We start from the raw sequence: 21,062 nt of genomic DNA on the forward strand, positions 1-21,062 counted from the left end.
ATTGTAAAGTATTTATTCTAAAAATAAAAAAAGAAATATGATTACAGGAAAAAATTACGTGGGGAGCAAACTTAAAGCTGCCGGAGAAAAAACATTCAAAACCTTTAATCCGCAGTTAGATATAGAAAATCCTTGGGTTTTTACGGAAGCAACTCAAGAAGAAATAGAAGAAGCTGTTACGTTGGCCAATCAGGCATTTGGAACTTATAAAAATTGTTCCGGTCTTGAAAAAGCCAATTTTTTAAATGCTATTGCCGATGAAGTTTTAGCTTTAGGAGATAATTTGTTAGTTCAGTATTGCAGTGAATCCGGGTTTCCAATCGGTCGGGCAGAGGGTGAACGCGGCAGAATGGTTGGTCAATTGCGTTCGTTTGCTCAAATGCTTACCGAAGGAAGCTGGGTTCAGGCTGCAATTGATACTGCAATAACAGACAGAGTTCCTGCTCCAAAAGAAGATTTACGCAAAATGATGGTGCCATTAGGTCCCGTTGTGGTTTTTGGATCAAGTAATTTTCCGTTTGCGTTTTCAACAGCAGGAGGAGATACCGCTTCAGCTTTGGCTGCGGGTTGTCCTGTGATTGTAAAAAGTCACTCGATGCATGTGGGTACGGGCGAAATGGTTGCTACGGCAATTATTAAAGCGGCACAAAAAACAAATATGCCCGAAGGAGTTTTCTCTAATCTTGTTGGAGGCGGCACAACACTTGGAGCCAGTTTGGTTCAACATCCGTTGGTAAAAGCAGTTGGTTTTACAGGAAGCATTCGTGCCGGAAGAGCCTTATTTGATCTTGCTGCACAACGCCCAGAACCAATTCCGGTTTTTGCCGAAATGGGAAGCGTGAATCCGGTAGTGTTTTTGCCAAAAGCATTAGCATTAAATAGTCAAAAATGGGCTACTGCTTATGCAGGATCAATTACGATGGGTGCAGGTCAGTTTTGTACCAATCCGGGTTTATTAATAGGAGTAAAAGGAGCTGAATTAAATAATTTTTCAGAAGAATTGACAAAAGCCATTGAAAAAGTTGAACCATTTTGTATGTTGCACCCATCAATGAAAAATAGTTTTGAAGAAGGAGCAGCAACGATGATTTCTCAAAATGGCGTTTCGAAGATTGCAGAATATAAAGGTGAAGCTCCTGCAAATTACGGAGTTCAAAAAATTCTTACTGTAGAAGGCAAAACTTTTTTAGAGAATAAAACATTAAGTCATGAGGTTTTTGGACCAGTTTCTATATTGGTACAATGTGATAATGAGGAGCAGTTAGTAAAAATTCTCAACCAATTGGACGGACAATTAACAGGAACGATAATCGGAGAACCAAATGAGTTAAAAGAATATAATAAACTGATTGCGGCGATGCAAAACAGAGTAGGGCGTTTGATTTTTAATGGCGTGCCTACAGGAGTCGAAGTTTGTCCGTCAATGATTCACGGAGGTCCTTATCCGGCTTCTTCAGATTCAAGATTTACTGCAGTTGGCATTCACGCTGTCAATCGCTGGGTGCGACCATTTAGTTATCAAAACTGGCCAAATGAGTTATTACCTCCTGAATTGCAAAATGAAAATCCGTTGCAAATACTAAGAACGCTAAATAATATTCAAACAAAATCTCAGATATAACAATGTCAAAGAAAACTTTTTTTTGTGTAGATGCACATACTTGCGGAAATCCCGTGAGAGTTGTGGCTGGCGGAGGACCAAATTTGACAGGCGCTAATATGAGCGAAAAACGTCAGCATTTTTTAAAAGAATTTGATTGGATTCGCAAAGGATTAATGTTTGAACCTCGTGGTCACGACATGATGAGCGGAAGTATTTTATATCCGCCAAGTGATCCTGTCAATGATTTTGGAATTTTATTTATCGAAACTTCCGGTTGTTTGCCAATGTGCGGTCACGGAACAATTGGAACCATTACGATAGCAATCGAAGAAGGTTTGATAACACCAAAAGTACCCGGAAAAATAAAAATGGAAGCTCCTGCAGGTTTGGTAAATATAGAATACCAACAAACTGCAGGAAAAGTAGACTGGGTACGTTTGACCAATGTAAAATCGTATCTGGCTGCCGAAGGTTTGACTATTGATTGTCCCGAATTGGGCGAAATTACTTTTGATGTTGCCTATGGAGGAAATTATTATGCGATTGTAGATCCGCAGGAAAATTTCTCCGGGATTCAGAATTTTACTGCCGGAAAAATTATTCAGTTTAGTCAGGAAGTCCGTAGAAGAATTAATTCGAAATATCCCGATTATTTTATCCATCCGCAAAATGACACCATTCGTGATGTAACACACATGTTGTGGACAGGTGAACCTTTAGATCCATCATCATCCGGAAGAAATGCTGTTTTTTATGGAGACAAAGCCATCGATCGTTCGCCTTGCGGAACAGGAACTTCGGCAAGAATCGCACAATTACATGCAAAAGGAAAACTTAAATTGGGTGAAGATTTTATTCACGAAAGTTATATTGGAAGCAAATTTATTGGCAGAGTCGAAGAAGAAACAACTATTGGAGATATTCCTGCAATTGTACCAAGTATTCAAGGCTGGGCAAAAGTGTACGGTTATAATACAATCATGATCGATGAATCAGATGATCCGTATGCACATGGTTTTCAGGTAATTTAAAAACTTATAAAAATTTAGATTCATTGAAGGGAGATATAAAAACTTCCTTCAATGAATTTTTTAATTCTGTTTAAATGAAAAGAGTAAGTATAATTGGAGGAGGAATAATAGGGCTTTGTTCAGCTTATTATCTTGCTAAAGAAGGATATGAGGTGACCATTTTTGATCAGTCGGCGATGGATGACGGCTGTTCTTATGGAAACGCCGGAATGATTGTACCGTCGCATATAATTCCGTTAGCGCAACCCGGAATGATTGCACAGGGAATGAAATGGATGTTTGATAGCCAAAGTCCGTTTTACGTAAAACCAAGATTAGATGCTGATTTGATAAAATGGGGATTACAATTCTACAAACATGCAAATGAAAAACATGTAGAAAAAGCAATGCCAGCACTTCGGGACTTGTCTTTGTTAAGTAAAGAGTTGTATCAGGATTTTGCTAAAAAGAACAATTCTTTTTTCTATGAAGAAAAAGGACTTTTGATGTTATACAAAACAGAAAAAGTGGGACACGAAATGTTTCTTGAAGGAAGAGAAGCAGAAAAGTTAGGTTTGAAAGTCGATTATCTTTCGGCAGAAGCCGTTGCAAAATTAGAGAGTGGCACAAAAACGGAAGTTTTGGGAGGTGTACATTATACAGGTGATGCACATTTATATCCTCAAAAATTTATGAAATTTATCAAAGAGGAATTGGCACAATTAAAAGTCGAAATTCATTCGGGAACAACGGTGCAGGATTTTGTTTTCGATCATAATAAAATCACAAAAATAATAACGAGCAAAGGTATATTTGCAACAGACGAAGTAGTTTTGGCAGCAGGTTCCTGGAGTCCTTCATTAGCGAAAAAATTAGGAATTTCAGTTTCAATTTTACCGGGAAAAGGATACAGTTTTACCTTAAAAGATAAAAGCCATAAACCTTCAATACCTTCTATTTTATGCGAAGGGAAAGTTGCCGTAACGCCTATGAATAATGATATTCGTTTTGGAGGAACTATGGAAATTACGCATACCGGAGATACTAAAATCAATAAAAACAGATTACAGGGAATTGTGAATAGCATAAATGAATTTTATCCCGAAATGAAAATCGGAATGCCCGAAGAACAAGATACCTGGTTTGGATTCCGACCTTGCACACCTTCCGGAATGCCGATTATTACGCGATCAAAAAAAGTTGTAAATTTGACTTTCGCCACGGGACACGCCATGATGGGTTTAAGTCTTGCGCCGGCGACAGGAAAAGTAATTACTGAATTAATTTCGGGAAAAACGACCTCTGTAGATACCAAAATGTTTCAATTATAAAAGATGAGATACGATTCAATTCCAGTTTCTTTGTTCGAAAACAACCGAAAAAGATTTGTCGAAAAGATGCAAAACAATAGTTTGGCAATTTTAACCTCAAATGATGTTATGCCTAATAACGCAGATGACGTAATGGGATTTGCCCAAAACAATGATTTGTTTTATTTGTCAGGAATTGAACAAGATGAAACTATCTTAGTACTTTATCCGGATGCTTTTAAAGAAGAAAATAAAGCCATTTTATTTGTAAAAGAAGTAAGTGAGCAAACTTTAATTTGGGAAGGAGATTTTTTGACAAAAGAAAAAGTTTCGGCTATTTCCGGAATTAAAAATGTAAAATGGATTCATGAATTCGAAAAGACAATACAGCTTTTTGCTTTTGAAGCAGATGCAATTTATTTAGGACATAACGAGCATATTAAAAGAATAACATCGGAAATGAATACGCGACAAGATCGAATGATTCAATGGTGCAAACAAAAATATCCATTGCATCAATATGAGCGTGTTGCCAAAATTACCCGAGAATTGCGACCAGTAAAATCTCAGGAAGAAATTGAGTTGATTCAGAAAGCAGTTTCAATAAGTGTCAAAGGATTCAAAGGACTTTTGAATGCTGTAAAACCTGGCATAAAAGAGTACGAATTAGAAGCAGAATTGGCGTATCAATATATTAAAAACGGAGGAAATCGTCACGCGTTCAAACCAATTGTGGCTTCGGGCAAAAATGCCTGTGCGTTACATTATAATACCAATGATTCAGTTTGTCAGGATGGCGAAATGATTTTGGTAGATTTTGGTGTTTGTTATGCCAATTATAATTCAGATATTACACGTTGTCTTCCGGTAAACGGAAAATTTTCGGCACGTCAGAAAGAAGTTTATGAGTCGGTTTTATATTGCTTAAAAGAAGGATCGAAGTTTTTGAAACCGGGAGTTTTGTCGAAAGATTATGAATTGCAAATGGCAAGTCTGATCGAAGCAGAATTGGTAAAATTACGATTGATTACCATAGAAGAAATTGCCAATCAGGATCCTCAAAATCCTGCGTACAAGAAATATTTCATGCACGGAACGGCGCACTTTCTAGGACTTGATGTTCATGATGTTGGTTTGTATTCAAAACCGTTCGAAAAAGGGATGGTGCTTACTTGCGAACCCGGAATTTACATTCGGGAAGAAGGAATAGGCTGCCGTTTAGAAAATGATTATTTACTGATCGAAAATGGAAACATCAATTTATCTGAGGAAATACCAATTGAAATTAAAGAAATAGAATTGATAATTAATACCAAATAACCAAAATGAAAAAACACTTTTTACTATTACTTTTTATTTGCTCAGGTGTCTTTGCCCAAACGGGTATTGATATAAATGAATTAAAATGGTTACCCAATTCGCATTCGTTCTGGGTAAGTTCTGATCAGAATGTTTTGGTTTACGATGTAGATAAATTAAATCAAAGTACTACTGTTTTAACAGGTGAACAATTAAAAAATTCAGGCTTCAATGGTGAAGTTGAAGATTTGGTTTGGAATCAAAACAAGACGAAAGTTTTGGTTTACACCAATTCAAAAACAGTTTGGAGAGCCAAAACTAAAGGTGATTATTGGTTTTTTGACCTGGCAACCGGAAAAGGAAGAAAACTGGGAGGAAATCTGGAAGCGTCTTCATTGATGTTTGCTAAATTCTCTAACGATAATGAAAATGTAGCTTACGTTTCAAAACACAATATTTATCTGGAAAATCTGGCTTCGGGCAAAATAACGCCTTTGACAACAGATGGAACTGATAAGATTATTAACGGAACTTTTGACTGGGTTTACGAAGAAGAACTTGCTGCACGCGACGGATTTCGCTGGAGCCCTGACGGAAAAAGTATTGCTTACTGGCGTGTTGATGCTTCGGAAACAAAATTCCATTTAATGATTAATAATACAGATGCGCTATATCCATTTGTAGTTCCTGTTGAATATCCTAAAGCAGGTGAAAAACCTTCATCGGTAAAAATTGGTGTTATAGATATTGCTTCTCTAAAAACAAATTGGCTGGATATTCCGGGTGAACCTGATAATAATTATTTGGTTCGTATGGAATGGACTGCTAAAGATGCAATAATGGTGATTCAGCTGAACAGACATCAAAATCAGGCTTCGATCTATAATTGCAATTCACAAACAGGGAAAGCGAATTTAATCTATCAGGAAAAATCAGCGGAGTGGATCGATGTTTTTGATATTTCCTCAGGCGTTTATGACGGTTTCCCATGTCAGTTTGTAGATAATGGAAAAGCCTTTTTATGGAGTTCAGATGCTGATGGCTGGATGCATATTTATAAAATTAGCAGTGACGGAAAAAAGAAAGAATTGATTACAACCGGAAACTTTGATGCTTATTATAAAGCTTATAATGATAAGACAAAATCAATCTACTATATTTCAAGTCCTAAAGATGCGACGCAAAGATATTTGTATGAAACCAATTTGAATTCGGGAAAAACAAAAAGAGTTACTCCCGAAGTATTTGAAGGAACCAATGAATATGAATTCTCAACAGACGGATCGTATGCAAAACACATGAATTCTAATATCAATCGTGATTTTAATATGCGATTAGTTTCGGTATCAGATCATAAAAAAATATTACCAAAAGAAGCAGATGTTTTTGCGAAACCAAGACGTGATTTTTCTCTTGAAAAGTTTAAAGTGACAACTGTTGATGGAGTTGAAATGGATGGAATCATGGCTAAACCGCTTGATTTTGATCCGAATAAAAAATACCCGCTGTTTTTTTATGTTTATGGAGAACCAATGGCTTGTGTAGCAAATGATACTCCTTATTTTAATGAATTTATAGATTTATTAATTCCAAAAGGATATATCGGAATTGCTATGGATAATAGAGGAACTCCATCCTTAAAAGGAACAAAATGGAGAAAATCGATTTATAAGAATATCGGAATTATTAATACTCGTGACCAGGCAATGGCTGCAAAAGAAATTTTGAAATGGAATTTTATTGATTCAGATAGAGTTGCTGTTCACGGATGGAGCGGTGGCGGCGCTGTAACGTTAAACCTAATGTTTCAATATCCTGATATATATAAAACCGGTGTAGCTATTTCGGCGGTTACAGATCAGCATTTTTATGATAATATATATACAGAGCGTTATATGGGATTGCCAAGCGAAAATGAGGCGACTTATGTTAAAGCTTCACCAGTAACTTATGCAAAAAACTTAAAAGGAAATCTGCTTTACATTCACGGAACGGGAGATGATAATGTGCATTACAAAAATGCAGAAGTTTTGATTAATGAGCTTATAAAATACGATAGAATGTTTAATTTAATGATCTACCCAAATCGTTCGCATTCGATTTATGAAGGAGAAGGTACTACTAGACATTTAGTAGATACTTTTATAAAATTTATATATGAAAAAAGCCCTCCGGGAGCAAAATAAAATTTAATTGTTAGAATAAAAAAAGAGAGAATTTCTGTAAAAGGAAATTCTCTCTTTTTTGTTTTGGAATAAATTTTACCGCAAAGCACGCTAAGATTTAATTTTACTTTATGCACAGAAAACACAAAGTTCGCAAAGCTAGATCAACACAAAGCTTTGCGAACTTTGTGTTTTTCAAACATAGTATTAAGATAAAAATCTTAGCGTGCTTTGCGGTTAAAATGATTAGCCAATGCAAAATATTTTATATTTCTCCACTGATTGATTTACAAGGTATAAAGGAGGTTGATTTTAGAAGGTAAGATAATACATATAAAAATGATAAATATGTAATTAAGGGTAATATAGTAGGTTTTTGTGGTAATATATTGGTATAAAAATTATCAAAAAAGCAAAACATTTGCCAATACTAATTATAAAATCATTTTATGAAATTTAAGTTTTTTCAAAGAAAAATGGCGGTACTTTTTTTTGTACTGCTAGCACAATTTGCGCTCGCACAAGAGCGGATTGTATCGGGAATTGTTTCAGATAATGCAGGAATACCTTTACCAGGTGCGAGTGTATTAATTAAGGGAACAAAAACGGGAACACAATCGGATTTTGACGGTAAATATTCTATTAAAGCAAGTGCAAATGCGGTTCTTGTCTTTAATTATATCGGAATGAAAACTCAGGAAATTACAGCTTCAAAAACTGTGGTGAATGTAGCTTTGGCTGGAGGTTCAGAACAGCTTCAGGAAATTGTTGTGACGGCTTTGGGTGTAAAAAGAGAAAAGAAATCTCTGGGATATGCCACTCAGGAAATAAAAGGTGAGGATCTGACAAAAGTAAATACGGGTAACGTTGCCAACTCAATTTCGGGTAAAATTGCCGGTGTACAAATCAGACGTAATAATAATATTGGCGGTTCGACGAATGTTATTATTCGTGGTACAACTTCGCTAACCGGAAACAATCAGGCATTGTGGATCGTTGATGGTATTCCATTAAATAATGATAATACGAATAGTGCTGATCAAAAAAGTGGTGGTAATACTGGTGGTTATGATTATGGAAACGCTGCTGCGGATATTAATCCGGATGATATCGAAACCATGAACGTTCTAAAAGGATCTGCAGCTTCTGCTTTGTACGGTTCGAGGGCTTCAAACGGAGTAATTTTAGTAACCTTAAAAAAAGGAAGTAAATCTAAAGGCGGTTTGGGAGTGACTTTTAGCTCTGGAATTACTATTGGTGTAGTCGATAAAAAAACATTGCCGGAATATCAAAATCAATATGGCGGCGGATATGGTGATTTTTATGGAACGGTAAATTTAGGAAGCGGAGTTCATCCTTATGCAGCGACAGATGATGCTTCATGGGGACCAAAATTTGATCCTAATTTACTGGTTTACAACTGGAAATCATTTTATCCTGAATTGCCGGGTTACGGAAAAGCAACACCGTGGAAAGCAGTACAAGACAATCCAAACAGCTTTTATCAAAAGAGTATAACGTATGTAAATAACGTTGCGGTTGCAGGATCTAATGAATTTGGTGATTTCAGATTTGGATATACAAATTACAATATGGATCAGGGAATTTTGCCAAACAGTGACAATCGTAAAGACAATTTCAATTTCTCGGCAAGTTACAACCTAAAGCCAAAGACTAAATTATCGGCTTCTGCCAATTATTTAAAAGCAAATGCCAAGGGAATGAATGAAACGGGTTATGGTGATGGTGGAAATAATTTTTTAAGCAGTATAAGACAGTGGTATTCTACAAGTGTAGATTTTAGGGATTTAAAAGAAGCCTATAATTTGACCAAAGAAAATACAACATGGAACGTGGCCAGTCCTACAGATTTGACGCTTCAGTTTCATGATAATCCTTATTTTCAGAGATACAATAATTACAACAGTTTAGATCGTGATCGTTTTTTCGGTAACGTAGCTTTAACTACACAAGTAAACGACTGGTTTGATATTACAGGTAAAGGTGCGGTAGATTATTATCATCAAATGCAGGAAGAGCGCATTGCTGTGGGATCAAAAAGAGTTTCAAATGCACTTGGACAATATACAAGGTATGATAAAACTTTTAGAGAGATCAATTTTGATTTAATTTTAAATTTTAAGGCTGACATTGCAGATGGAATTAAATTCAACGGATTGATTGGAGGAAATTCAAGACGCTCTATTAGCAATTCAATATTTGCGGCTACAAATGGAGGATTGGTAGTGCCTGGAATTTATGCTTTGAATAATTCTATTGATAAAATAAACAGTCCGGGGGAATCTCAGACAACTTTGGGGACAAATAGTATTTATGCCAATGCAAGTTTTAATTTTTTAGATACTTATTTTCTGGAAGGAACTTATCGTGTAGATCAGTCCTCAACATTGCCAAAGGATAATAATACCTACTCTTATCCGTCTATTACAGGAACCTATATCTTTAGTAATCATATTAAAGCAGATTGGCTGTCTTTTGGGAAACTACGTCTGAATTATGCAGAAACAGGAAATGATGCTCCTTTTGCGGTGACTTCATCAACATATCCTAAGAATGATAATTTTGGTCCTGATGGAATTCGCTTTTCTACAGAAAATAATAAAAGTAACTCTAATTTAAAAAGTGAGCTAACAAAAGGTATCGAGGCAGGTATTGAACTTAAATTGTTTAAAAACAGATTAGGTTTTGATTTCTCTTACTACAAAACCAATACTACGAATCAAATTCTTTCCATCGAAACTCCTTCACAAACAGGATACACAAGAGCTTATATAAATGCTGGAGATGTTCAAAATAAAGGATATGAAGTAACGATGACTATAGTTCCGGTAAAAACAAAAGATTTCTCCTGGGAAGCAAAAGTAAACTGGTCTACAAATAAAAATGAGGTAATTTCATTAGGAGGAGCTGACAGAATCTCGTTAGGATCTTTTCAGGGTGTAGGTTATGTTGCTGAGGTTGGAAAACCAGTTGGACAACTTATTGGTTCAGGATTTACGTATTTAAACGGACAAAAAGTAATTCGTGCAAACGGAAGATATCAGCAAACTGCCGGAGCTACAATTGGGGATATAAACCCGGATTGGATTGGTGGTGTAAATAATGTTTTAACCTATAAAAATTTCACATTTAACTTCTTAATCGATGTGAAAAAAGGAGGAGATGTTTATTCATTAGACCAACGTTTTGGACATACTACAGGAATATATGAAAGTACGGTATCTAACAATTATTTAGGAAATCCACAAAGAGATCCTGTTGCAAATGGCGGAGGAATTTTGTTGCCAGGTGTAAAAGCAGACGGAACTCCAAATGATAAGGTTGTAAGTGTGACGGGAGCTGATGGATATAATTTTTATAATTCGATGCCGGAACAGCAATATGTTTATGATGCTTCTTATGTAAAGTTACGTGAGGTTGGATTAAGCTATAGATTGCCTTCAAAATTCCTTACAAAGACTTTTATAAGCAATATAATTTTGGCTTTCAATGGATCTAATTTATGGATTATTAGTAAAAATTTACCTTATGCAGATCCGGAAGCAGGAATGTCTTCAGGAAATCTTCAAGGATTTCAAACCGGAGTTTTGCCTACATCAAAAGAGTATAACTTTAATATGAAAGTTCAATTCTAAAAAACAAATAAGATGAAAATAGTAAAAACAATATTTTTTGCAGGAGCCATTTTACTTTCGGTTGCTTCGTGTGATAATTTAGAAGATTTAAATCAGGATAAAAAAGCATATACAACTGTTTTGCCTGGTGCCTTAATGACGAGTTCACAAGTTAATTACGCTTATTTCCTGACAAATGCCTCTGTAAATGATAACAATTTTAGAGGATATGCTCAATATTGGACGAGCACAACGTATACAGATGAGGTAAATTACAATCAGGAAAGAAGGAATTTAGGAAATTCTCATTCCGTAATATTGTATAGGGATGTTTTGCAGGATTTGATAAAAGCGCAAAATCAAATTAAAGATAAGGAAGCACTTGGTTCGGTTGATATCGCCATTAAGAAAAACAAAATTTCAATTCTTGAAGTTCAGATTATTATGGCTTATCAAGCGCTTGTCGATTTGTTTGGGAATGTTCCGTATAGCGAAGCTTTGGACATTACGGCGCATCCACTTCCTAAATATGATGATGCAAAAACCATTTATTTGGATTTGGCATCACGACTAGATGCTGCAATTGCTGGTATGGATGGTTCACAGGAAAGTTTTGGCAAAGCCGATTTAATATATAAAGGCAATGTAAACAACTGGAAAACATTAGCCAACAGCGTAAAACTAAAATTAGGGTTACATCTTGCTGACGTAGAACCTGCAAAAGCCAAAAGTATAGTAGAAAGTGCCTATAATTCAGGAGTAATGACAAATGAAGGTCAGACGGCATTGTTTCAGTATTTTTCGTCAAATGTTGATATGAATCCTTTGTACAATACTTTGGTAAACGAACAACAGACTGTACCTACAGAATTTCTTGTTAATGAACTGAATGCAAAAGAAGATCCAAGACGTGATGCTTTCTTTAACCCTGCTTCTAAAAAAGGAGGTGTTTACAAAGGCGCTCCTTATGCTAAACAAGTAACTTATGGTGATTTTTCTAATGTAGGAACAAGGCTAAAGGAAAAAACAAATCCTGGTGTTATTTTCGATTATACAGAAACTTGTTTTTTATTGGCAGATGCTTCTAATAGAGGATTTTCTGTAGGAGGAACTGCTGCTGACTACTATAAAAAAGGAATTTTGGCAAGTATGCATTTTTGGGGAATTCCAGATGCAGATGCGCAAACATATGCCAATAGAGCCGATGTTGCTTTTGCTACAGCAACTGGAACACCTAAAGAAAAAATCGCCTACCAACTTTGGATTGCCTACTACAATAGAGGATTTGAAGCCTGGACAGAATATAGAAGATTGGATTACCCAGTTTTACAAGCGCCTGCGACCGCGGTTGAAGCGGCACAAGGGAAAGTACCGGTCCGTAATATTTATTCACTTTTTGACAAAACACTGAATAAAAATAATTATGATGTCGCTGCCGCTGCTATTGGAGGAGATGCAATGACAACAAAAATATTTTGGGATAAATTTTAAAAAATTGAGTTAGTTTCTGTTTTTGAAACCGGGAGTCTTTAATTAGATTACCCGGTTTTTTTGTTTTTTAAAGATTTACGCAAAGCGCACAATCTCGTCCCGAAGTCTCGGGATTGGGAGAAAGATTTTTTTGCTCGCAAAGTTTTTTTGTTTCACGCAGATTTTAAAAAGATTTTAGCAGATTTTAAAAAAAATTATAAATCATCTGCCTACATCTGCTTAAATCTTTTTAAAATCTGCGTGAAACATTTTTTTTAATTCTGATAATCTGCGACTTTCTCTCTTTACGAGATTTTTTTTGCGTTTTTGTATTATTCCGTTCTTTGCGGATTATTTATTCTTATATATAATTGTTTCACGCAGATTTTGCAAATTTTAGCAGATTAAATTTATAAATCTCTGCGTACATCTGCTTAAATTTTTTTAAAATCTGCGTGAAACATTTTTTTTTAATCCTGATAATCTGCGACTTTCCCTCTTTGAGAGATTTTTTTGGGTTTTGTATCATTCCGTTCTTTGCGGATTATTTATTCTTATATGTGTAATTGTTTCACGCACATTCTACAAATTTCAGCAGATTAAATTTATAAATCCTCTGCGTACATCTGCTTAAATTTTTTTTAAAGTCTGCGTGAAACATTTTTTTTTAATCCTGATAATCTGCGACTTTCCCTCTTTGTGAGATGTTTTTGTGTTTTTGTATCATTCCGCTCTTTGCGGATTATTTATTCTTATATATAATTGTTTCACGCAGATTCTGCAAATTTCAGTAGATTAAATTTATAAATCTCTGCGTACATCTGCCTAAATCTTTTTAAAATCTGCGTGAAACAAAAAACTTTGCGCCTTTGCGAGATTTTTTTGAGTTCTTGTTTCCACTGCGCTCCTTGCGGTTAAATTTGTAAGGGTGCAATTTTAGAAATATTTGTTCTTTTATATGTAATAAAACCTACTATTTAGCTGTGTATAAATAATATTATAAGAATATTTTTTAATATAACGTTTTTTTAAGGTTAAAAAGCTGTTAATTATGTATTATTTTTAAATAACATAGTATCAGTCAAATAGCCTCTATGTTGGTAATTTTGGTGGCAACAATTTAACCTAAACATATTATGAGAATAAAATTACTAATGTTATTGTTGGTTTTTTCGATAGGAAAAATCAGCGCGCAGGGACTTCCTTGCCGGACGACGGAAGAAAACGCAAAAGTGTATCGGGCGAACCCAAACGCACTTCAGGAGAAAAAGAATTTTGAAAACTTTACAAAGAATTTCACGCTTCAGCGTAAAAGCAAAACTTCAAAAACTGAGGCAGTTACTTATACCATTCCGGTCGTTTTTCACATTTATGGAGATGTACAAAGTGGTAAAACAATTACGTATGAAAAAATTGTCAACCATCTGGCACAATTAAATGATGATTTTAACGGAAGAAATACAGATTACCAAACCGTTGAACCTTTTTTTCAGGCGAGAAGAGGAACGATAAACATCGAATTTAAATTAGCCAAAAAAGATCCTAATGGAGGCTGTACAACAGGTGTCGTTTTTCATACCGCAAAAAACGGTTACGGAAACGGTGGCGGTTATGATGATCAAATTGCTGCAGATGCCTGGGATAATACAAAATATATGAATGTTTACATTCAGAACGACTTGTATAACGATGGTGCTTTAAATAATTCCGGAGTTGCATGGTATCCGGATTCTGGAATGACGGCAAGCAATACAGCGCGTGTTGTTTTTAACGGAGCTTATCTTTATGATAATTCCTATAGCAAAGAATTCTCTTCAACCTTAACACATGAGTTTGGTCACTTTCTAAATCTAATTCACACTTTTGAAGGAGGCTGTACCGGAACTGATGAAGTTGTAGATACACCTCCGGAAGATGGTTTGCATACACTTGCTTGTACGCCCGGAACCAATTGTAGCGGAGACAAAGTAAACGTTGAAAACTACATGGGTTATAATGGAGCACAAGGTTGCTACAAAATGTACACTCAGGGACAGATAGACAGAATGTTGGCAGCATTGCAGCATCCGGCGAGGATAACGCTTTGGCAGCCACAAAATTTGATAGACACAGGAGTCAACTCAACAGAGAGCAGTTTAGTGGCAAGTGTAACTACATTAAAAGAAACAGTTGTAAACGATGGAGCTTTTGATACACCATCGATTGTAACACTTAGTGCAGGAAAAACTTTTGCATTAAGTTCAGGAACGATGTCAGCCGGAACACATTATACTCACACTTTTCCGGCGGGTATTACACCAATAGTTACAGTAAATTCAAGCGGACAAGTAACGGTAACGCTTACCGGTAAAGCGGTTAATCACGCTGCAGCACAAAACACAACAGCCGGAATTACATTCTTGCCAGCTGCATTTACCGGCGGAACTACGGGATTATCGTGTTCATCTTTATTTTTCAATTTGAAATTTACAGATCCATACGGGATATTTTTTGTTGATATGCCTAACATAAACATTTCTTCAAGTTTAACCTGGAAAGCTTTTGACATCGCAAAAGGAGATGATACTTCATTTGGAGCTTGGCGTTATGTTGCCAATGCGTTAAAAATTGAAACTTATGGCAAAAAATTAGCTTGTGAAACAGGAACGAGAAATATTACTTTATTAGGACAAAACGTAGCAGTAGGACCGGCAAGCAACATGACGGCTCCGGGCGCATATCCTAATCAATTAGATTTGAGAACGGCAACTTATACTGCATGGGAAGGAAAATCAGGATATGTAGGTTTTGAATACCAAATCGAAGGACAAACGTGCTACGGATGGTTCAAAGTTGATGTTGCGGCAGGTGGAGATGCATTTACCATTTCTGAGTATGCTTATAATACACAACCAAACGCGCCAATCTATACCGGAATGTCAAATAAAACTGCGGTAACATTATCTGATAGTATTTTGTATGAGGCAAATGCAAATGATGGTGGTGTTACGGCAACCAGTGTGATTTCTTTATCGACTAACAACGCAACATTTACAAAAAGTACAGGAACTTTTACAGCAGGAACTGATTATACAATTAGCGGAGTTCCGGCTGGATTAACGGCAGTATTAACACTTCAGGCAAATAATAAAGTTGCATTATCATTTACAGGAAAAGCAACTGCACACCTTCCGGCAAATGATGCTTCTGTCATTATTAGCTTTAAAGATGCTGCAATTACAGGCGGAATCTCAACTCTTGATAGTGCTTCAAAAACAATCAATGTCAAATTTGATGCGCCTTACGGAATAATCTATGTTAATAACCCTGATTATGTTGCTTCTGCAGCACAAACATGGCAGTATTTTAATATGGGAATTGGTGATAATACAGAGTATGGAGCATGGCAATTTGCAGCTGCGGCTTTAAAAATAGAAACCTATGGCAAAAGATTAGTGAGCCAGACGGGAACTAGAAATATTACTTTAATTGCTCAGGGAACTTCAATTGGTGTCTCAAGTAATTTTGTGGCTCCGGGAGCAGCATATCCGGATCAGTTAGATTTGAGAACAGCAACTTATACAGCTTGGGACAATCAAACAGGATATGTTGGTTTTGAATATACAAGCAGAGGACGCACTTGTTACGGATGGATGCATGTAAAAGTAGAAGCAGGCGGAGTAGGATATAGCGTTTTAGATTATGCTTATAACACAAAACCGGGCGAAGTAATCTTAGCAGGAACTCAAACGACAACAACAGTTTTGGCTCCGACAAGTTTAGCAGCTACTATAAATAATACGGCATTCGAAGTACAATTAACTTGGGTAAATAATGCTGTAAATGCAACAAACATTGTAATCGAAAGAGCAGGAACTGATAATGTTTATGCAGAAATAGTAACATTGCCAAGTACAGCATTAACGTATACGAATACAGGTTTAACAGCTGGAAGTACTTATAAATATAGGGTTCGTGCAAAAGCAAATACTATTTATTCGGCATATTCTAATGAAGTATCTGCGACGATTACAGCAAATTCAGCATATTGTACGACACAATCAGATAATAAATACGAATATATTAATTCAGTAACAATTGGAAGTTTTACTAATGCTTCTGGTAAAAACACAGCTGGTTATGCTGATTATACTTCAAAAACAATAACCGTTGCGCCAAGCACTGTTACAAATGTAAGTTTGACGCCTGGTTTCTCTGGTGATGCTTATTTGGAATATTGGGGAATCTGGATTGATTACAATAAAAACAATATTTTTGAAGCTTCGGAAAAAGTTATTGATGGAATTTCTTCTAACGGAACTGCAACCGGAAGCTTTACGGCAGCTGCATTTACAGGATCGACAAGAATGCGTATTGTAATGAAATACTATTCGAATCCATCAGCTTGCGGTAATATTACGGACGGAGAAGTTGAAGATTATACCGTAGTTTCAGGAACAGTTACAAACCCGAATCCGACAACATTGGCTATGCCTGTTGCAGGTAACTCTGGAGTTTATTCTTCAGGATTCTACAGTTCATGGACAACAGTTTCGAATGCTACGAGTTATGAAGTGCAATTGAATAATGCCACTACAGGCTGGACAACATTTGGAACTTCAACAAGCTATTATCTATGGATTCCAAAACAGGGAACACAAACTGTTTATCAGTTTAGAGTAAGAGCAAAAAATGCTACAGAATTTAGTGATTGGAGTAATCCATTGACAATTGATTTACAAAGCGGAAGTGCCGGAGCAATCGATCTTGATTCAACGAAATCATTCTCAATGTATCCTAATCCAGCTTCAGATATCGTTAATTTCAATTTTAATAATCTGGACTTATCAAATATTAAAATAACTATTTATGACAGTACGGGAGGTTTGGTAGATGTTTTACACAACGTAACATCATATCCTGCATATCGTCTTAGAAAGGGGATTTATATAGTGGTGGCTACAGACGGAAGCTTCACTGAGAACAAAAAATTATTAATTAAGTAATTCTAGTTTGGTTATTAGAAAAAAGGGGAAACGATTAGTCGTTTCCCCTTTTTGATTCTTACAAATCAAGAGTTGAAATGTGCCGTTAGGCACTAAATATTGGTAAAAAAGATGGATTGCAAAAATAAATAGCGTGCCGTAGGTACGCAATGGTATCGTTTTGTTGCGTACCTACGGCACGCCATCGAATTTCAAATCTAATGACTACCAATATTTAGTGCCTAACGGCACAATTATAAACTTTAAACTCTTGATTTTTTATGATCCGAGAGAAATGATAGATGAAGCAATTGTATTTAAAAACTCATAAATTAGTTCACGCCAATTCCAAAGGGATTTTCAATACTATGCATGGGAGTCGTAAACCATTTTGGACCTTCAGCTGTCATATAAAAATGATCTTCATGACGAATTCCAAATTGTCCCGGAATACAAATCATTGGCTCATTACTTACAACCATTCCTTCTTGTAAAGTAGTAGTGTTTCCTCGTACCAAATATGGGAATTCATGTATGTCTAATCCCGTTCCGTGACCCACACGATGAGGTAATCCCGGAAGTTCATAATCAGGGCTTAAACCTGCTTCTGCAATTACTTTTCGGGCAGCATCATCAACAGAGCCACAAGTTGCGCCTAATTGTGCTGCATCAAAAGCTGCTTTTTGTGCCGCTTTCTCTAAATTCCAAATTTTGATATGCGCTTCAGTTGGAGTTCCATAGATATAAGTTCTGGTAATATCGGACAGATAACCTTCAAGGCGACAACCGGTATCAATTAGTACAACATCATTGTCTTTTAAATCCTGCGGAACAGTTACACCATGCGGATATTGCGAATCATCGGCAAAGAGAACAATACAAAAGTATGAACCGGAAGAAATTCCTGCTTTAATATGTGCATGATGTATAAAATCAACCACAGTTTCGACTTTTATTCCGGGATGTAAAATTCGGGCAGCAGCACGTTGAACCACCATCGTGATTTCTTTAGCCTGCTGGATAATAGCGATTTCGTTTTCTGATTTCTGCATACGGCATCCGGCAGTAACAGGTTGCGCATTTACAAATTCATAAGCAGGATTGGCTTTTACTATAGCATCAATTAAAAAATAACCTGCAGATTCGTCCAAAGCAATTTTCCCTGAATTGATGTTTTTATTTTGAAGTAACTTCCCAAATAGAGCAGAAGGAGATTCATGTTCTTCCCAACAATTAATTTTGCCATCGATTTTCATGTATTTCTTAAAAGTACCTTCCTCAAATTTAGGAGCAATATATTCTAAGCTTCCATCTTCAAATAATAGGGCGCCAACCATTCTTTCAGAAGCATTCCATTTGGTTCCTGTAAAATAATATAAATTGGTTCCGGCATTTAAGTATAAAGCTTTAAATCCCGCTGTTTTGATAAGAGACACTGCTTTCTGAATACGCTGTTGGTATTCTTCTATCTGAATGGGTTTTACATTCAGTGTCATATTTTGTATTTTTTCCAGTTCTGTATTTATAGTAGATCCGCCAACTCCAATTGTCATTTTTTATATTTTAAAGTTAATAATTCAGGTCAATTTCCGTCACGGATTAAAATTAAGTAATTATTTTGGTATAGTGTTATTTTAACTCCAAGTAGATAAAATAGAATAATTTGATGGTAATATACTATCATAATTAGAGCGATAATGCCAGTATTTTTAAAATTCAATTAAACCTTAAAAAATGAAAAGAATACAAAGTTTGCTGGTAATACTGTTTTTGGTTTTAACGCCATATTTAGGTTCGGCACAAACATCAAATCTATTTCAAAAGCTAACAGAATTATTTCCCAAAGCCGAAATCACCGCCATAGAAAACTTAGAAGGTTATTCAGAATCATATCAGTTGATTTTGGATGAGCCATTAGACCATAAAAATCCTGAAAAAGGAACATTTAAACATTATGTATATCTCTCGCATGTTGGTTTTAATAAACCACTGGTAATTGAAACGCATGGCTATAATACCAACAATATTAAAAGCGAAGTAAGTACCTTATTAAGTGCCAATCAAATTGCTGTCGAATATCGTTTTTATGGAAAATCACGTCCGGAACCACTTCCGTGGGAATATTTAGACAACGATCAGGCAATTGAAGACTATCATAATATTGTAACCAAACTAAAGCAAATATATTCAGGTAAATGGATCTCAACCGGAATAAGCAAAGGCGGAGAAACAGCTTTGATTTATAAATCAAAATATCCAAATGATGTAGATGTTGCAATGCCTTACGTGGCTCCGTTAATTAATACGCAGGAAGATCCCAGAACAATAAATCACGACAGAACGGTTGGAACACCAGAATGCAGAGCCAAAATCACAGCATTTCAAAGAGCGGTTTTACAAAATAGAGAAGCCGTATTAAAGGAGTTTGCTCAATATGCAGAAGCTAAAAAAATGACTTTTACAGAAGTTCCTATGGCTGAATCTTTAGAATATGCAGTTTTAGAATTTCCTTTTTCTTTTTGGCAATGGGGAGGAAAGTGCGAAGCGATTCCGCCTGTAACAGCATCACCAAAAGAACTGTTTGATTATCTGAATGATATAGTTGGAGTAAGGACTTACAATGACAAAATATATTTTACTTATCTGCCATCCTATTATCAGCATTTAAGTGAGTTAGGTTACTATGGTTTTGATTTATCCCCCGTTGCTGATTTACTGCAGATTGTAAAAAGCACCTCAAATGATCGATTTGCACCAAAAGGAGTTGCAATAAAATACAATCCGAAATATATTAAGAAAGTCCGAAAATATGTTGAAAACAAAGGAGACAAAATTTTATATATCTACGGAGGTTATGATACTTGGTTCTCCTGTTCGCCAACACCAAACCCAAAACTGGATGCCTTAAAAATGGTTCTTCCTACTGGGAGCCATTCCACAAGAGTAAAAGATTTCCCTGAAAAAGATAAAGCACTTATCATGGAAACTCTTTCAAGATGGCTCGAAATAAAAAGAATCGCTGAAAAGAATTAAAGAGAGATTTTTGTAAAGTTTATCGCCACGAATTCCACGAATGAACACGAATTAATTTGTGGAAATTTGTGTAATTTGTGGTGTAAAAAAAATCATTTTAATCTCTATAATCTGTGGCAAAAAAAAAATTAACCACAAAGGGCGCAAGGCATCAAGCGTAAAGTTCGCAAAGTTTAGAGCCACGAATTCACGAATTAGCACGAATTAATTTGTGAAAATTTGTGAAATTTGTGGCGAAAAAAAATCATTTTATCTCTATAATCTGTGGCAAAAAAAAATAACCGCAAAGGAAACAAAGTAAAAAGCGCAAAGTTCGCAAAGTTTATCAGCCACGAATTTGCTTCGCCTGTTCGCTATCGCTCGGTTCACGAATGAATACGAATTAATTTGTAAAAATTTGTGTAATTTGTGGCAAAAAAATCGTTTTTAATCATATAATAAGTGGCGAAAAAATAACCGCAAAGGAAGCAAAGTAAAAAGCGTAAAGTTCGCAAAGTTTATCAGCCACGAATTTGCTTCGCCTGTTTGCTATCGCTCGGTTCACGAATCAGCACGAATTAATTTGTGGAAATT

General features: G+C 35.8%; 10 protein-coding genes. 9 read left to right on the forward strand and 1 reads right to left on the reverse strand.

Annotated features, from left to right (window positions below; genetic code table 11):
• Positions 1–37: 37 nt before the first annotated feature.
• The 8 genes from EAH81_RS12900 (at position 38) to EAH81_RS12935 (ending at position 17,477) form a co-directional block, all read left to right on the forward strand.
• Positions 38–1,621, forward strand: coding sequence for an aldehyde dehydrogenase (NADP(+)) (locus EAH81_RS12900; protein ID WP_140507630.1), 1,584 nt, complete (start codon positions 38–40; stop codon positions 1,619–1,621).
• Positions 1,622–1,623: 2 nt separating this feature from the next.
• Positions 1,624–2,634 carry a 4-hydroxyproline epimerase gene (locus tag EAH81_RS12905; RefSeq protein ID WP_140507632.1) on the forward strand — a complete coding sequence of 337 codons (1,011 nt, stop codon included), beginning with the start codon at positions 1,624–1,626 and terminating at the stop codon, positions 2,632–2,634.
• A gap of 74 nt (positions 2,635–2,708) precedes the next feature.
• Positions 2,709–3,944, forward strand: coding sequence for an NAD(P)/FAD-dependent oxidoreductase (locus EAH81_RS12910; RefSeq protein ID WP_140507634.1), 1,236 nt, complete (start codon positions 2,709–2,711; stop codon positions 3,942–3,944).
• A 3-nt stretch (positions 3,945–3,947) separates the two neighbouring features.
• Positions 3,948–5,243, forward strand: coding sequence for an aminopeptidase P family protein (locus EAH81_RS12915; RefSeq protein ID WP_140507637.1), 1,296 nt, complete (start codon positions 3,948–3,950; stop codon positions 5,241–5,243).
• A 5-nt stretch (positions 5,244–5,248) separates the two neighbouring features.
• The gene (locus EAH81_RS12920) at positions 5,249–7,408 is read left to right on the forward strand and encodes a S9 family peptidase (protein ID WP_140507639.1); all 2,160 of its coding nucleotides are present in this window, start codon (positions 5,249–5,251) and stop codon (positions 7,406–7,408) included.
• Between the two features lie 428 nt (positions 7,409–7,836).
• Positions 7,837–11,043 carry a SusC/RagA family TonB-linked outer membrane protein gene (locus tag EAH81_RS12925; RefSeq protein WP_140507641.1) on the forward strand — a complete coding sequence of 1,069 codons (3,207 nt, stop codon included), beginning with the start codon at positions 7,837–7,839 and terminating at the stop codon, positions 11,041–11,043.
• Between the two features lie 12 nt (positions 11,044–11,055).
• The gene (locus EAH81_RS12930; protein WP_140507644.1) at positions 11,056–12,513 is read left to right on the forward strand and encodes a SusD/RagB family nutrient-binding outer membrane lipoprotein; all 1,458 of its coding nucleotides are present in this window, start codon (positions 11,056–11,058) and stop codon (positions 12,511–12,513) included.
• A 1,115-nt stretch (positions 12,514–13,628) separates the two neighbouring features.
• On the forward strand, positions 13,629–17,477 hold the full coding sequence (locus EAH81_RS12935; RefSeq protein ID WP_140507646.1) for a M43 family zinc metalloprotease: 3,849 nt from the start codon (positions 13,629–13,631) through the stop codon (positions 17,475–17,477).
• Between the two features lie 311 nt (positions 17,478–17,788).
• Here the strand turns inward: EAH81_RS12935 and EAH81_RS12940 are convergent, their stop codons facing one another.
• The gene (locus EAH81_RS12940; protein ID WP_140507648.1) at positions 17,789–19,009 is read right to left on the reverse strand and encodes a M24 family metallopeptidase; all 1,221 of its coding nucleotides are present in this window, start codon (positions 19,007–19,009) and stop codon (positions 17,789–17,791) included.
• Positions 19,010–19,190: 181 nt separating this feature from the next.
• Between EAH81_RS12940 and EAH81_RS12945 the strand changes: the two genes are divergently transcribed.
• On the forward strand, positions 19,191–20,489 hold the full coding sequence (locus EAH81_RS12945; RefSeq protein WP_140507650.1) for a S28 family serine protease: 1,299 nt from the start codon (positions 19,191–19,193) through the stop codon (positions 20,487–20,489).
• The last annotated feature ends 573 nt before the right edge of the window (positions 20,490–21,062 follow it).

It is taken from the genome of Flavobacterium pectinovorum (genome assembly GCF_006438875.1).
GTDB classification, from domain to species: Bacteria; Bacteroidota; Bacteroidia; order Flavobacteriales; family Flavobacteriaceae; genus Flavobacterium; species Flavobacterium pectinovorum_A.